A 13,605-nucleotide genomic window follows, 5' to 3' on the forward strand; every position below is an offset into this window, starting at 1 on the left:
TTTCATCTGTTTCCTTTATTACCAAGTATCTTCTTTATTTCAGTTTGCATATACTCTTCAATGGTGTCCTCTTTTATTTCCCTGGCCTTGCCTTCAAACGTGGTTATATCTTGAAGGATGGCATGAAACATCAAAAAAAGGACAAATACAATCAGTGTAGAAAAAAGGGCAAGTATAGATCTTTCTATGGGATATACCAGAATAACTTTATTGAACATTGCAGGAGTAAGGTCATAAAAAATAAGAGCTGCCGTTGAACCTGCAATGTGGTCTGCAAGTACGGCTATGGAAGCGATTAAATATAGATATATAACTAGAATACCTTTAGATGAATTTATTTTTCTTCCATATTTATTATCAAATTTGAAAAATATGGCCAATACTAAAACATGATACCATGGATAATAGAATACGTCTCTCCCTGTAGGAAACACATACCATGCCAGAAGTGGAATGGCATAAAGTGTTAAGGCCACTTTTTTTCTGCCTGAAATTAGCAGAGCTCCTGTCAATGAGGAAAATACAGTAAAAAGTGGAGATATGATGTGGAATGTATCCTTTTCAAAAAAACTTGGATTACTTAGTCCATGTAACAGAACACCTGAAAACGATACTATTGGCCCAAAGATCGGACCGAAAATCATTCCGTTCAAAGCACTGAAAGAAACTACTGAGCTAATTCTGGAACCTTCTATTCCTATTACAGCGATGTCAGGTAGCCAGCTTGCAAAATATGTAGCAATTATGCCAAGTAAGACAAAAAATAATAAAATGTCTTTTGAAGGACGCATAATTGCCATGAAGTGTCTTTTCACAAAACAACTAATGGGAAAAGATGATTTAAAGCTTCTTAATTTCGATGGCTATGTACATGTATATGCCTATATTTCTGAAATCATTTATTCAAGGAATATCGACAGTAATCCTCAAATGCTACATTTTTTTAAATAGTTTCAACTTATATAAAAAAACAAGTCAATAACAGAAATTAATTAATGGATTTTCTCATTTAATAGATGCTTGATCTTTTATATATTCTGTCATTGTATATTGTTTTACAAACACAATTATCATTAACTATATATATGATAATATACATAGAACTCGCGCGATCGGTTAAAATTTTTATAACTGTTATAAGCTTTGTACAAAGCGGGAGGTTAACTTGAAAATAAGAGTAGTAAGTTCAAAAGAAGAGATAGAGACCCTGCACCAGAGTGAAGAAATGATACACCTGGCTTTCAGGCCATCAAACACAGATATCTTTTCAATGGTTGCAAAATGTCCTAAACTTAAGGCTATTCACATGCCAACCTCATATAAGAAGACACTTTCCAAGTCATCCCTTATGTTCCTTGAAATGCAGGGTGTAAAGATTCTTGAAGGTGATGTATGGGGACACAGGGAAGTAATAGAAGAATATTCTGAGATCTCACAGCATGTATATGATCGGATCCACCAGTACAAGGAACAGGGTATGTCTGATGAAGACATAGTAAAACAGATGCGGACTGAAACTGGCTTAAGTTCCGATATTCTTTCTTTCCTTATACGCAGAATTAAGTGAGGGACTTTCCCTCCCATAATTTATTCAAGATTATCATAAACTGTATATTCTAATCTCCTGTCATTCTGCTATTTATTTACGCTGTTCGTGCTACTGTTTTGATTTATTCAGTTGTTCTGGACGATATTATGTGTATATGTGTATTCCACATTGTATGTATAACTTATACACTTATGTTCTATTTGCAATGAGGATATTTATGCTATTTTTTAACTTCACTTATTTTTATGTGTATTATATCATTTTGATCAGAGTCAACAACAAAATTGATATATGTATACTATGTAATTATTAGGTACATGTTGGCTCCAGCATCATGTTGAAATTTTTTAACTTTGTAATTTGGTTTGCATCGTGTTTTAGTCAAATAAAAGTAGTTTAATAACATCTAACGATTACAATATACATATAATAGTAGTTTGATAAACTTTAAATATAAAGTTGTAGATACACTAAGCTAGGGTTTCAAAGTATTTTATTTTGTAAACACAATATTTTGCAATCCACAGAGGTACAAGATATGAAAATAAGAGTTGTCAGTTCCAAAGAAGAAATCAATACGTTGAGTCCAAATGAAGAAATAGTGCATCTTGCGTTCAGACCATCCAACACAGACATTTTCTCACTTATTATGAAGTGCCCACAGGTCAAGGCGCTCCACATTCCAAGCTCTTACAAGAGGACTATATCCAACTCTGCAAAAATGTATCTTAAAATGCAGGGTATTGAGCTTCTTGAGGGAGATGTATGGGGACACCGCAAGGATATCAATGAATACTCTGAGGTTTCCCAGAATGTTTATGACCGCATAAAGCAGTACCGTCTGGATGGAATGCAGGAAGACGATATTACTGATAAAATGGTCAGGGAGACCAGGCTCAGTCCGGATTTCATTTCTTTCCTTATTAAGAGCAATTAATTACTATGCGGGTCTGTTTGACCCAGCATTTTCTACTTTTGTTAGTTTTATAAGTTCTTCAATTTTTTGAAAATGCTGTTATATGTAGTATTTTCAGTTTCTCTAAAGTACACCTCAAAAGTGAAAAGGCTCAAAAGGCCTAGAATACTTTCACTCTACATCCATCAATTTAATACCTATTCCGGAAATAAGAAGTATGAATATCACTAAAGAGGCTATGAATCCATAACTTTCCATTGATGGATCAGAGCCGGAAGAAAAGGCAGAATGGGAAATAATAATAAGAGCGATCAAGACCAGCACTGAGCCAGTGGAAGATATGATTTCAAGGGTCTTTTTATCCATGAGGTTCAATAAGAGGGTAATCTACATCAATTTAACGCACTGGGATCTTGTCAGCTTGGAAATATATCTGATGTGGAATTCATGACAGAATTTGAAAGAGTACTTGTACAATCATTCAATACTTTCTTCACTGAAAATGGGGTAAAAGGAATAGCTCACAGAGTAAAGCAGCATAGGTTTACTCCCCAGTTTCTTGATGTGCTGGTGGATTCTCTTGATCCGGATTATTATATGGGTATAGAATGTAAAAGTATTTCTGTGGATAAAGGAGCAAAAGCCCTCTATTTTTCTCAGCATTTCACTGTGGATAAAAAGGGCAGTCATCAGATAGAAAGAATTTCTGATTTTCTCAGACTTTCAGGACGTGCCGGTTTTCTGGCAGTGGAATTACGAATGGGAGTCGGTCATTCTCGTGAAGCATATATCGTACCCTGGACAGAACTGCATACTCTTTTCAATACTGAAGGCGAGAATAAGTTATCTATATCTGATCTGAAAGAATATGCTATGATTGAGAGAGAAGGTAACAGATATCGCATAGATCCAGCTAAATGGAAGGCTGGAAGGGTACTCGGATGAGGGTTGGAATGTCGGATTGTCTACATCAAATGAGGATACGTGCAAAGAAATGTGCAGATACGATTCAAAAGAAACATGAAGTAAAAGTCGTATCACATATAGATGCAGATGGGATCACATCGGCGGCAATTATCTGCAAGGCTCTTGACCGTGCAGGTATTGAAAATTCTATCAGTTTCGTAAAACAACTGGATGAAAATACGATATATGGGCTGGCGGATCAAAATCCGGAACTTGTCATATTCACTGATATGGGAAGTGGGATGCTTGAACATATCATTTCTTCTGGCTTGGAGGCAGTGATATCTGATCATCATCGTCCCCGAGGGGATTCAGAAAACCTGGTAAAGGATCATATTAATCCTCATCTTTTCGGAGCCAATGGCTCCACGGACATAAGCGGTTCAGGGACAACATACCTGTTGGCTAATGAACTAGGTGATAACCGTGACCTTGCAGGCCTTGCGATAGTAGGTGCCATAGGGGATATGCAGAACAGGCGCAATGGTCATCTTGTCAGCCTCAATCGGGAAATACTGGAAGAAGGCGTTTCTAACAGGGTGCTATCATTTGAAAAAGATATCATGCTCTTTGGGAAGCAAACAAGGCCTATTTTTAAACTGCTGCAATATGCATCAGATCCATATCTGCCGGGACTTACCGGAAATGAAGATGCTTGTATAGATTTTCTTCATCGTATCGGGCTTCGTTTTGGCGATGATGATCGTTGGAGAAGATGGATAGACTTGGAAATAGGGGAAAAACAAAAGATAGTTTCTGCCCTCATGCAACACGGTCTTTCTTCCGGGCAAGAGTCCTATAAACTTGAGAGGCTCATAGGAGAAGTATATCTATTGTTGAATGAGAGAGAGGGCACTGAAATGAGAGATGCCACCGAGTATTCAACATTGTTGAATGCAACTGGGAGGTATGATTTTGCTGAAGTGGGGATGACCGTATGCATGGGTGATAGGGAAGCTGCATACCATAAGGCAAGCAAATTGCTCACTGAGCATCGGTCTAACCTTGTTAATGGTCTTAGCTTTGTAAAAGAGAACGGCATCACCAAGCTTAATAATTTGCAATATTTCGATGCGGGTTCAAATATAAAGGAGACAATTATCGGGATTGTTGCTGGAATGAGCACTTCAGTTGCCGCGGACAGAAATTACCCCATTATAGCTTTTGCAAATGCTGAAAACGGGGTGAAAGTCTCTGCCAGGGGTACACAGGATCTGGTGAGAAAAGGCCTCAACCTTTCAGAAGCATTGGCTGTTGTGTCTGCAGAGGTTGGCGGCGCCGGAGGCGGGCATGATATTGCAGCCGGTGCAACTATTCCTGAAAACTCCAAGGATGAGTTTATCCGTAGACTTGATTCAATAATTGGCCTTCAGGTCTCAAAAAAATGAATTACCGTGCATACTCGTTGATGTGGCGCAACTCCTTGATATCAACAACTGTAGACATAGCATTTGTTTTTATGTCTATACCGTGTTCCTGAACAATGGCCATGGGATTGGTGCCACCTATCACAACTATTCCTAAGTGATCTCTTTCCACAGGCACATCGAGAATGCGCGTGTTCGGCTCTCCAACTTCTAAGATACCTGTAATACCTGCATCCATCATATCAGAGAGAATACGGTCGATATCGTCTCTTGCAGCCATGGGAGCTTCTCTAAGGTTAGCCAATATCTTTCCGGAGCCCGTTTTGAGCATTTCTGTAACTGATGTGATCTCCTGGGACATGAGCACTTCCAGAGGATCTATCGTAGTACTGTGATATGTAAGTACATTTGTGAACCTCAAAGGAGTTCCATTTTTAATCTCCACCAATCCGCCAAACCGTGGATTTACAAGTACGCCTTTCTTAAGCAAGATACCATCTATGGTGATGCTGCACATTGTGGCAAAACCAACTTTACCTGCTTCGATAGCCATTCCTCCAATGCTTTCTCCTTCATGGAGCACTCTCAGATATGGGCTTACGGACAGACCGCTATTGATAGCCATTTCAAATATGCCCATCACATCATCTAAATCTTCCTTGTCTATAATGGACAAATTAACAATTACCTTACCTTCCCGTGTAACCGGATCAAAAGTTGTTCTAAACATCAGATCTTCTATCTTTGCTGATGTAAACTGGATACAGTAGTCTTTCTGCACCTACAAACCTCGGAAATGTTATTTGACATTCTTCTATTATAGGCTATCGATGACGGCGTGAAGTTTTATATTTCTTTTGCAAGTACTTTTGAGAACTTCTCATCATACAATTGTGGATTTTTCAGGAAATCCAGTTTACTAAGATCATCAATTAGATTGTACATGTCCTCTCCTTTAACAAGCCCCAATATTGAAGCATCAGTAGGTTTGAGATAGCGGATTGGCGGTATCTTAGTATATTTGGGGTTTGGTACATATCCACTCGTGAGAAGATAATATGCAGCTCCTGCACGCTCCTTTATAGGGTGGTACATAGATGAAAAATCATCACATACCCAGTTTGCCATCTTGAGTGTCTTGTTTGAAGAATTGATGGTAATGTGTCCATATCCCGGGGGAACTACTACTATATCTCCAGCTTTTGCTTTAATGAGTACGACATCTTCTACAGTTTCTCCTGCCATTTTCTGGAAAAGGTACTCAGCTTCACCTTCCAGCACCTGATATATTTCTGAATAGGAAGTAGAAGCTCCTGGTACATTCGGATGATAATGACCGGCTGTCTTTACGTATTCCTTTCCAAGCATTTTTGGAGGAATGATCGTAATATCGTATCTGAGATGCTGAGACTTGATCTCTTCATGTTCTTTTTCATTCTCGTACATGTCCCTGTACATGTAATAGAGCTCTGTATTCTTTGCTGTCCGGAACCATTCCGTGTCGTACAGGACTCCCTCCATGTCATACAGCATCCTTATGTCAGGTGATACTACATGTCCAAAGAAATTCAGTTCTTTCCCCATTTTTATGTCCCTCAATGTCTCAATATCTTTCTCAGTGGTCGATGTTCAAGATTTTACTTTACTAACAACAATATTATCAGTATGTATATATATAATCTTGTAAACTCACATTTTGTCACCTTGATTCCAAGGGCCATGTTCCTGGAATTTTTCCAGTATTCGCAGAGCAAGTTTTTTATTAATTCCTTCTATTTGGGAGAGTTCTTCTACTGTAGCCTGTCCGATCTTTTCCACAGAACCAAAATAGTTTATTAATGCTTTTTTCTTCGCCTCTCCTATGCCGCTTACACTGTCAAGTATGGAATGTGTAAGCCTTGCTGATCTTCTGCGCCTGTGAGAGGACACTGCGAACCTGTGTGCTTCATCTCGCACATGCATGAGAAGTTTCAGTGCAGGAGAGCTGTGGGGGAGTACTATTACCTCACCGGCCCCTTTTTTTGTAGTGATTATGTGCTCGAACCTTTTGGCAAGACCAATCATGGGAACTTCCAGTCCTAGTTCGTCGAGAGAGGCCTTTGCTGAAGATAACTGGCCTGGTCCCCCATCTATAAGAATAAGGTCTGGGAATGGTATCTTTTCATCTCTGAGGCGGGAATAGCGGCGTTTGACTACTTCTCCCATCATTGCAAAATCATCAATTCCCTTCACTGTTTTTATGTTATGTTGCCTGTATTTACTATTAGAGGGCTTGCCATTCTCAAATACTACCATCGAACCGACAGCATCTGTTCCTGATATATTTGATATATCAAATCCTTCGATGTATAAAGGAACTGAAGGCAGTGAAAGTAATGATTGAAGTTCTTTAAGCGATTCCAGTGATTCGCTGGCCACAGCAGCTTTTAACTGGTTTGCCCGCATGGTCATTTCTGCATTTCTTAAAGCCATATCAAGCATCTTTTTCTTATCTCCTCTCTGTGGCACATTTATGTTAACTTCCCTTCCTGATCTCTGTTTCAGCCAAGAAGTGATCAGATCATGGTCCGGTATCTCGTATTGTATTAATATCTCCGGAGGAATGGGTGAATCGAGATAATATTGCTTTATGAATTGAGAGACTACATCTGCAAGTGCAGTACCTTCTGCAGAACTCATGGCAAGATCAGCCCTTCCTACCATGTTGCCATGCCTGACATAAAATATCTGGATGTAAACTGTGTCACCATCCTGAACAGCTGCTATTATATCTCTGTCGTCTGTTCCTGAGGTGGCTATCTGTTGTTGTGAGAGCACTTTGACAGCTTCAAGCTGGTCTCTGATTTCGGCAGCTGCTTCAAATTCCTGCCTTGATGCAAGATCATGCATTCTTTGTTCCAGTTGTTTTACCAATCCGGAAGTTTCCCCTTTGAGGAACTTAATAGCTTCCTGGACATTTTCCATATATTCCTTTTCGCTTATTTTCCCAACACAAGGCGCATAACATCTTTTTATGTGATAATCCAGACATGGTCGTGCCTTCTTTTCATTCAGAGGCTGTCTGCATCTGCGTATCTTAAATACCTGGGAAATGACATCCAGTGTTTTTCTGATAGCTCCCGCATTAGTGTATGGTCCGAAGTACAGAGCTCCATCCATGAGCCTTCTGCGGGTTAGGAATATCCTTGGATATTTTGAGTTTACTGTGACCTTTACATAGGGATATCTCTTATCATCCTTCAGCCGTACGTTATACCGTGGCCTATATTTCTTAATAAGATTAGCTTCAAGGACAAGAGCATCTACTTCAGTGTCTGTGATAATATATTCCAGGTTCTCTATATGTCTGACAAGCGTTTTTGTTTTAGGAGAAAGGTTCTTAGGTGACTGGAAGTATTGACGGACCCGTTTTCTGAGAGAAAGTGCCTTTCCCACATAGATTACTTCTTCCGAGCCATCCTTCATAAGGTACACACCCGGAAGATCTGGAAGCGAGGATAGGTCAACTGCCATGAAATAGTTCTCCAACCATCGTTATTTGCAATGGGGAACTATAAATGTGCTATCCTTGGATAAAAAGAATGTATCTAGCATTGTGAATATTTATTTTCCACTAGTTTGTCATAGACCATATCTATGATAGTTTTTAGGTTTACTATATCCTCACGATTGTATTCCAGCAAAATTTCAAGGGATCTCTGGTTGCCACGTTCGTACTCTCTCCAAAGGCGCACTGCATCAAAACCTGACAGGCCAGTCGTATCCTCGCTTCTGGAGATATCAAGCATTTGTTCCACTTTCTTCAATCCGCCAGAAAAACCAATTCGACGCAGAGGATACATCAGGTCGATGTGCAATTGATCAAATTCTATCTCCGGAAATTCTCTTTTTATAAAAGGCAGGTCAAAGCGGGCACCATTGAAAGTGATAAGAGTTTTGTATTTAGGCAACTCTTCTACTATTTCTTCAAGGTCTATTCCTTTAACATATGTACGTGCTTCCTTTCCATCATAAATACCTACTACTGTAATCCTGTCATGACCGGGAGCAAGGCCTGTTGTCTCAATATCTACACATGCTACTTTATCTGAAAAATGGCTATAAGCTCTCCAATGTTCTGAAGAAGGCAGAGAACGGGCAAAAAATGAGTGGTCTTTAGCTTCAAGTCTGTCGATGGAATCCACTATTCCTGCGCAGATGAGGCTTTTCTTTTTGTCAGGAATGCAGATATTATCTCTCTCGCTCAGGAACTCTTTCCAGGTTCTAACGCCACTTTTCCAAATTCTCTTCTCAATTGTGGCGCCTATCATAGGGATGTGGATGTAAGTGCTTTCTAGCATTCAACCGGCCTCTTTCCCATAGAGTATAGGTTATTAATTAATAATCATAACGTTGTGTGGATGCATCGAACTGGTTTAGAATATATATTCTCATGGATGAATCATAACTAATATAATATAGAAACAGCTTTTATATTACTGTCAATGTGTCGAAAAACGACTTAAGAGAGGAATAGACATGAAAAAAATTTCAGTGATAGGTGCAGGTAATGTGGGTGCATCCACTGTGCAGAGACTTGCAGAGAGAAAATTTGGCGACATAGTTATGCTGGATGTGGTGTCAGGGCTTCCTCAGGGAAAAGCATTGGATCTTATGCAGGCTGCACCTTTGATAGGTTATGATGTGAACATAAAGGGAACAAACGATTATAGCGATATAGAAGGTTCCGATATCGTCGTTATAACGGCAGGCATAGCACGTAAACCCGGTATGACAAGGGATGACCTTCTTACCATTAATGCAAAGATCACTAAAGAAGTGTGCAATAATATCAAGCAATATGCCCCAAAAAGTATAGTAATCACGGTGACCAATCCTCTGGACATCATCACTTATGCTGTGTATAAGTATACTGGATTTGGAAAACAGAGGGTGTTTGGTATGAGTGGTCTTCTGGACTCCTCCAGGTTCGCCTCATTTGTGGCTCAGGAGGTAGGTTGTTCTGTAAAGGATGTAGATGCTATGGTCCTTGGCGGACATGGTGACAGCATGGTTCCTTTACCGCAGTACACAACAGTATCCGGAGTTCCTATATCACAGTTCTTGCCACAGGAAACTATTGATAAACTTGTCACAAGGACTATTAATGCAGGTGCCGAGATAGTCAGCCTCCTTAAGGAAGGGAGTGCATTCTATGCTCCTTCAGCTTCAATTGCAGCGATGGTAGATGCAATTGTTAATGATTCCGGAAGAGTTCTTCCAGCTTCTGTTTATCTGGAGGGTGAATATGGTTTCAGCGACCTTTGCCTGGGGGTACCTGCAAGGCTTGGAAAGAAGGGTGTTGAGAAAGTAATTGAGATAAACCTTACACAAGAACAGATGACAGCACTTTCAAGCTCTGGACAGGCTGTGAGATCTGGTATTGAAAAGCTGAATATTGGAAATGCATGAAAAAGCATTTCTACATATAATGCTTTTACATACGAATATTCATATATAAGTAATATTAAATAAAGAAGGGATAGCATGCGTACGGATTTGACATCACTTTTCGGGCTTAATGTTTACACAGATGCGGGCACATACGTTGGAAAAGTGGCTGACCTTGTATTGAATGTAGAGGAAAGGAACGTTAAAGGTATAGCCATAACTGACATAAACAGAGATATATTCGATGTGCCAACAAGAGGTGCCATCATTCCTTATAGATGGGTAGTGACCACTGGCGACATTGTTATAATAAGGAGCATTGTTAGCAAGTTCAAGGCAAAGAAAGAAAAAGAAGAAGAGTAAAAGCACATGAAGAAGCGAGAGATCTACAGTGATCTGCGCTGTGCACCTCCTTTTATTATCCGTGTAGATGGCAGAACCTTCAGAAATTCACTGTCACGCATGGGTTTTGAGAAGCCATTTGATAGCAGGTTTGCAGCTTCTATGGGGAATGCTGTGGAAATGCTATTCAAAAAAAGTGGCTTATCACCTGTTTTTGGATATACTTTCTCAGATGAGATTAATCTATTGTTCAAAGACACGCCATTTGATGGAAGAGTAGAAAAACTAAACTCTATAGTACCCAGTTTTTTAAGCAGTTCTCTTTCTCTGAGCTTGAAGTCAGAGGAACCTCTTGCTTTTGACTCACGCATTGTTCCTGTTTGCAGAGAACATATAGCGGAATATTTTGACTGGAGACAGAAGGAAGCGTGGAGAAATTGTATCAATTCATATGCTTTCTACACTCTTGTATCACAAGGGTCAAGTGAGAACGAAGCCGCTGCTGCCCTAAAAAATGAACAGTCTTCTGACAGGCATGAACTGTTATTCAAATTTGGCATTAACATTTCCAAAGTACCGGCCTGGCAAAGGAAAGGAATACTTGTTCATAAAGAGAAATACTCTATTGAAGGGTACAATCCTCTTACTCATGAGAAGACAATCAGTAGCCGCTCCAAAATTGCTCAAAATTGGGATATACCTCTTTTTGCTTCTACTGAGGGGAAAGATCTCATTGATTCATTGATTGAGAACAGTTAACCATATAAATAGAAAGTGTTTCTATACCACTACTATTTATGAATGGTGAAGACATGGACAAACTGGAGCTTATAAAAAGAAACGTACAGGAAATTGTTACGGAAGAAGAGCTGGAAGAACTTCTAAAAACGAAGGATAACCCTGTTGCGTATGTGGGTTATGAGCCCAGTGGCAAGATTCATTTAGGCCATGTGCTTACGGTCAATAAACTTCTGGACCTGCAAAATACCGGTTTTCAGATTATAGTTCTCCTTGCAGATGTGCATGCATATCTTAATCAAAAGGGCACTCTGGAAGAAGTGCGTAAAACTGCTGATTATAATCGGGACTGTTTCATAGCTTTGGGGCTTGATCCCCACAAGACAAAATTTGTCTATGGTTCTGATTTCCAGCTGACTTCCGATTACATGCTCAACGTACTCAAACTGACCACCACCGCATCTCTTAATAGAGCAAGGAGGAGCATGGATGAGGTAGGCAGAAAGATGGATGATCCCAAGGTATCTCAAATGGTCTATCCAATGATGCAGGCAATTGATATTGCTCTTCTTGGGGTAGATGTAGCTGTAGGGGGCATTGACCAGCGCAAGATACACATGCTTGCCAGGGAAGGTCTGCCAGCTTTAGGTTTCAAGTCTCCTCTTTGCATACACACACCTATACTTCTCGGCCTGGATGGTAAAAAGATGTCTTCTTCAAGCGATAATTTCATCTCGGTGGATGATTCGGAGGAAGAAGTCAATCAAAAGATGAAAAAAGCTTTCTGTCCCGCAGGTGAGATAGCTGAGAATCCTATGTTAGAATTGTTCAGATACCACATTTGTCCCAGATATGAGGAAATTGTATTTGAAAGGCCGGAAAAATATGGTGGGAACCTTGTGTGTCGGGATTATGAAGAACTTACAACTGTCTTTTCCGAGGGGAAATTACATCCCATGGACCTGAAAAAAGGTGCTGCTAAGTATATGAACCTGATACTTGAGCCAGTCAGAAAAGTTCTGAGAAATGCTTAAAGATCGGACATAGTAACATATTTAACTGGTCACATACAACAAATAACCAAGATATTCATTAAGGCGGAGGATTCAATGAGGTACACATATCAGGATTCCACAGATCTACCCGTACAACGTGATTTTATTCAGGATATCACTGATCTCATTGAAATAGCAGGGAGAATCCTCCCCTTAGAAAATGATGCTATTGAGGCAAATGAGCTTGAAAAGAATGCTATCTCCTCTCTTGATAACAGGATAGCTGATCTTGAAAAATTTGCAATTGATGTAAAATCATATGTAAAATCCATTTCCCAGAATGCGGAAAATGTAGAGATCCTTGATTGCCATAATGCTATCGTAGATGCTTGTGATGAGAGTGTCAGTAATGGTCTTCGTAATCTCAAAAAGGAGCTTGAGCAAAAAAAGAAAGATTATGAGTCCCATATCCGTGACGTCGAACAAAAAATGTTTCCATTGCTTAACTCTCTTTTTGAGCATGGTATATATGGTGCTGTAAAAGCATACTCTGTTCGTCTTGATAATGGTGTCTTTAGAGGTATCCTCAAAGCCTCCATATCCGGAGTGGAATATGAAAGTGAGCTTCTATATCGGAGCGAGCCGCTGCTTATGCGCGAAGTCCATGGAAATATCCAGCTTCCGATCTGGGTAAAGACAGGACTGATACATAAAGAGAATAAAGTAAAATTAGTTGATGTAACTGAGTTCATAATAACTAACATCGATTATAATGGCATTTCCCATCTTGAAGTAGTTTTTGAGAACAAGAAGCAAGACCAGCAGTTCAAAATAATCTATGATTCTCAGGATATTCAAATCCTCCACGTGAATAGTGATATCACTGCAGATAAAACTTTGTCTCAGTCGATTGAGATGGACAGGATCGAACCCTTAAACCTTGAGCTTAAAAAATATCTCGAAATGTCCATCATGTCCCAGAAACTAAAGAAGATCATGCTCGATGGAAGAGATGCAATAGTCAACAATGAGGTTTTTGACTGCCTTAAGATCATTATGGAACAATATGGTGATATTGTCCGTGAGTGCCTCGACAGAGGATTTGTTAAGAACGAGATCACAATAAAGATAGAGCGTACTGATGGCACAAGAACAGAAAAGTACGTGACAAAAGAAGAACTCTTTAATAAGCTCTCAGAGCTTGGGACTGAAGGTCTTGAGCTTGCAAGTATATTGAATGTTGAATAATCCCAAATACCGCTCGTTCATATTATTTTTCAAACGAAAATATAATATAACTGT

The 13,605-nt window shown here is 39.6% G+C and carries 15 protein-coding genes; 9 read left to right on the plus strand and 6 right to left on the minus strand.

Annotated elements, in window-relative coordinates:
* Positions 1-2: 2 nt before the first annotated feature.
* Positions 3-815, minus strand: coding sequence for a hypothetical protein (locus ACC612_RS03075; RefSeq protein ID WP_371853006.1), 813 nt, complete (start codon positions 813-815; stop codon positions 3-5).
* Positions 816-1,165: 350 nt separating this feature from the next.
* Here ACC612_RS03075 and ACC612_RS03080 point away from each other — a divergent pair, with 350 nt between their 5' ends.
* Positions 1,166-1,567 carry a DUF1699 family protein gene (locus ACC612_RS03080; protein WP_371853007.1) on the plus strand — a complete coding sequence of 134 codons (402 nt, stop codon included), beginning with the start codon at positions 1,166-1,168 and terminating at the stop codon, positions 1,565-1,567.
* Positions 1,568-2,087: 520 nt separating this feature from the next.
* The gene (locus tag ACC612_RS03085) at positions 2,088-2,486 is read left to right on the plus strand and encodes a DUF1699 family protein (RefSeq protein WP_371853008.1); all 399 of its coding nucleotides are present in this window, start codon (positions 2,088-2,090) and stop codon (positions 2,484-2,486) included.
* A gap of 150 nt (positions 2,487-2,636) precedes the next feature.
* Here the strand turns inward: ACC612_RS03085 and ACC612_RS03090 are convergent, their stop codons facing one another.
* Positions 2,637-2,831, minus strand: coding sequence for a hypothetical protein (locus ACC612_RS03090; RefSeq protein WP_371853009.1), 195 nt, complete (start codon positions 2,829-2,831; stop codon positions 2,637-2,639).
* An 81-nt stretch (positions 2,832-2,912) separates the two neighbouring features.
* Between ACC612_RS03090 and ACC612_RS03095 the strand changes: the two genes are divergently transcribed.
* Together ACC612_RS03095 and ACC612_RS03100 are read left to right on the plus strand one after the other, a co-directional pair.
* The gene (locus ACC612_RS03095; RefSeq protein ID WP_371853010.1) at positions 2,913-3,410 is read left to right on the plus strand and encodes a hypothetical protein; all 498 of its coding nucleotides are present in this window, start codon (positions 2,913-2,915) and stop codon (positions 3,408-3,410) included.
* Positions 3,411-3,418: 8 nt separating this feature from the next.
* Positions 3,419-4,819, plus strand: a complete 1,401-nt coding sequence (locus tag ACC612_RS03100; RefSeq protein ID WP_371853011.1) for a DHH family phosphoesterase — start codon at positions 3,419-3,421, stop codon at positions 4,817-4,819.
* Position 4,820: 1 nt separating this feature from the next.
* On the opposite strand, the gene ACC612_RS03105 is transcribed toward ACC612_RS03100, so the two are convergent.
* The 4 genes from ACC612_RS03105 to ACC612_RS03120 form a co-directional block, all read right to left on the minus strand.
* The gene (locus tag ACC612_RS03105) at positions 4,821-5,579 is read right to left on the minus strand and encodes a DUF128 domain-containing protein (protein ID WP_371853012.1); all 759 of its coding nucleotides are present in this window, start codon (positions 5,577-5,579) and stop codon (positions 4,821-4,823) included.
* A gap of 65 nt (positions 5,580-5,644) precedes the next feature.
* The gene (locus tag ACC612_RS03110) at positions 5,645-6,382 is read right to left on the minus strand and encodes a glucose-6-phosphate isomerase family protein (RefSeq protein ID WP_371853013.1); all 738 of its coding nucleotides are present in this window, start codon (positions 6,380-6,382) and stop codon (positions 5,645-5,647) included.
* A gap of 105 nt (positions 6,383-6,487) precedes the next feature.
* The gene (uvrC, locus tag ACC612_RS03115) at positions 6,488-8,311 is read right to left on the minus strand and encodes an excinuclease ABC subunit UvrC (protein WP_371853014.1); all 1,824 of its coding nucleotides are present in this window, start codon (positions 8,309-8,311) and stop codon (positions 6,488-6,490) included.
* A gap of 74 nt (positions 8,312-8,385) precedes the next feature.
* On the minus strand, positions 8,386-9,138 hold the full coding sequence (locus tag ACC612_RS03120) for a ribonuclease H-like domain-containing protein (RefSeq protein ID WP_371853015.1): 753 nt from the start codon (positions 9,136-9,138) through the stop codon (positions 8,386-8,388).
* Positions 9,139-9,316: 178 nt separating this feature from the next.
* Between ACC612_RS03120 and mdh the strand changes: the two genes are divergently transcribed.
* The 5 genes from mdh (at position 9,317) to ACC612_RS03145 (ending at position 13,551) form a co-directional block, all read left to right on the plus strand.
* Positions 9,317-10,249, plus strand: coding sequence for a malate dehydrogenase (gene mdh, locus ACC612_RS03125; protein WP_371853016.1), 933 nt, complete (start codon positions 9,317-9,319; stop codon positions 10,247-10,249).
* A 75-nt stretch (positions 10,250-10,324) separates the two neighbouring features.
* Positions 10,325-10,591, plus strand: coding sequence for a PRC-barrel domain-containing protein (locus ACC612_RS03130; protein WP_371853017.1), 267 nt, complete (start codon positions 10,325-10,327; stop codon positions 10,589-10,591).
* Between the two features lie 6 nt (positions 10,592-10,597).
* Positions 10,598-11,329 (plus strand): tRNA(His) guanylyltransferase Thg1 family protein, encoded by a 732-nt coding sequence (locus ACC612_RS03135; RefSeq protein WP_371853018.1) that lies wholly within the window; start codon positions 10,598-10,600, stop codon positions 11,327-11,329.
* A 53-nt stretch (positions 11,330-11,382) separates the two neighbouring features.
* Positions 11,383-12,342, plus strand: coding sequence for a tyrosine--tRNA ligase (locus ACC612_RS03140; RefSeq protein WP_371853388.1), 960 nt, complete (start codon positions 11,383-11,385; stop codon positions 12,340-12,342).
* A gap of 75 nt (positions 12,343-12,417) precedes the next feature.
* On the plus strand, positions 12,418-13,551 hold the full coding sequence (locus ACC612_RS03145; protein ID WP_371853019.1) for a hypothetical protein: 1,134 nt from the start codon (positions 12,418-12,420) through the stop codon (positions 13,549-13,551).
* Positions 13,552-13,605: the final 54 nt, after the last annotated feature.

This window comes from Methanomethylovorans sp., from assembly GCF_041447285.1.
Classification (GTDB): Archaea; Halobacteriota; Methanosarcinia; order Methanosarcinales; family Methanosarcinaceae; genus Methanomethylovorans.

What these genes read in the sequence shown, in the direction of transcription:
- ACC612_RS03085 (WP_371853008.1), top strand. Translation starts at nt 2,088, where the DNA reads ATGAAAATAAGAGTTGTCAGTTCCAAAGAAGAAATCAATACGTTGAGT.
- mdh (WP_371853016.1), top strand. Translation starts at nt 9,317, where the DNA reads ATGAAAAAAATTTCAGTGATAGGTGCAGGTAATGTGGGTGCATCCACT.
- ACC612_RS03130 (WP_371853017.1), top strand. Translation starts at nt 10,325, where the DNA reads ATGCGTACGGATTTGACATCACTTTTCGGGCTTAATGTTTACACAGAT.
- ACC612_RS03095 (WP_371853010.1), top strand. Translation starts at nt 2,913, where the DNA reads ATGACAGAATTTGAAAGAGTACTTGTACAATCATTCAATACTTTCTTC.
- ACC612_RS03135 (WP_371853018.1), top strand. Translation starts at nt 10,598, where the DNA reads ATGAAGAAGCGAGAGATCTACAGTGATCTGCGCTGTGCACCTCCTTTT.
- ACC612_RS03110 (WP_371853013.1), bottom strand. Translation starts at nt 6,382, where the DNA reads ATGGGGAAAGAACTGAATTTCTTTGGACATGTAGTATCACCTGACATA.
- ACC612_RS03090 (WP_371853009.1), bottom strand. Translation starts at nt 2,831, where the DNA reads ATGGATAAAAAGACCCTTGAAATCATATCTTCCACTGGCTCAGTGCTG.
- ACC612_RS03140 (WP_371853388.1), top strand. Translation starts at nt 11,383, where the DNA reads ATGGACAAACTGGAGCTTATAAAAAGAAACGTACAGGAAATTGTTACG.
- uvrC (WP_371853014.1), bottom strand. Translation starts at nt 8,311, where the DNA reads ATGGCAGTTGACCTATCCTCGCTTCCAGATCTTCCGGGTGTGTACCTT.
- ACC612_RS03100 (WP_371853011.1), top strand. Translation starts at nt 3,419, where the DNA reads ATGTCGGATTGTCTACATCAAATGAGGATACGTGCAAAGAAATGTGCA.
- ACC612_RS03145 (WP_371853019.1), top strand. Translation starts at nt 12,418, where the DNA reads ATGAGGTACACATATCAGGATTCCACAGATCTACCCGTACAACGTGAT.
- ACC612_RS03120 (WP_371853015.1), bottom strand. Translation starts at nt 9,138, where the DNA reads ATGCTAGAAAGCACTTACATCCACATCCCTATGATAGGCGCCACAATT.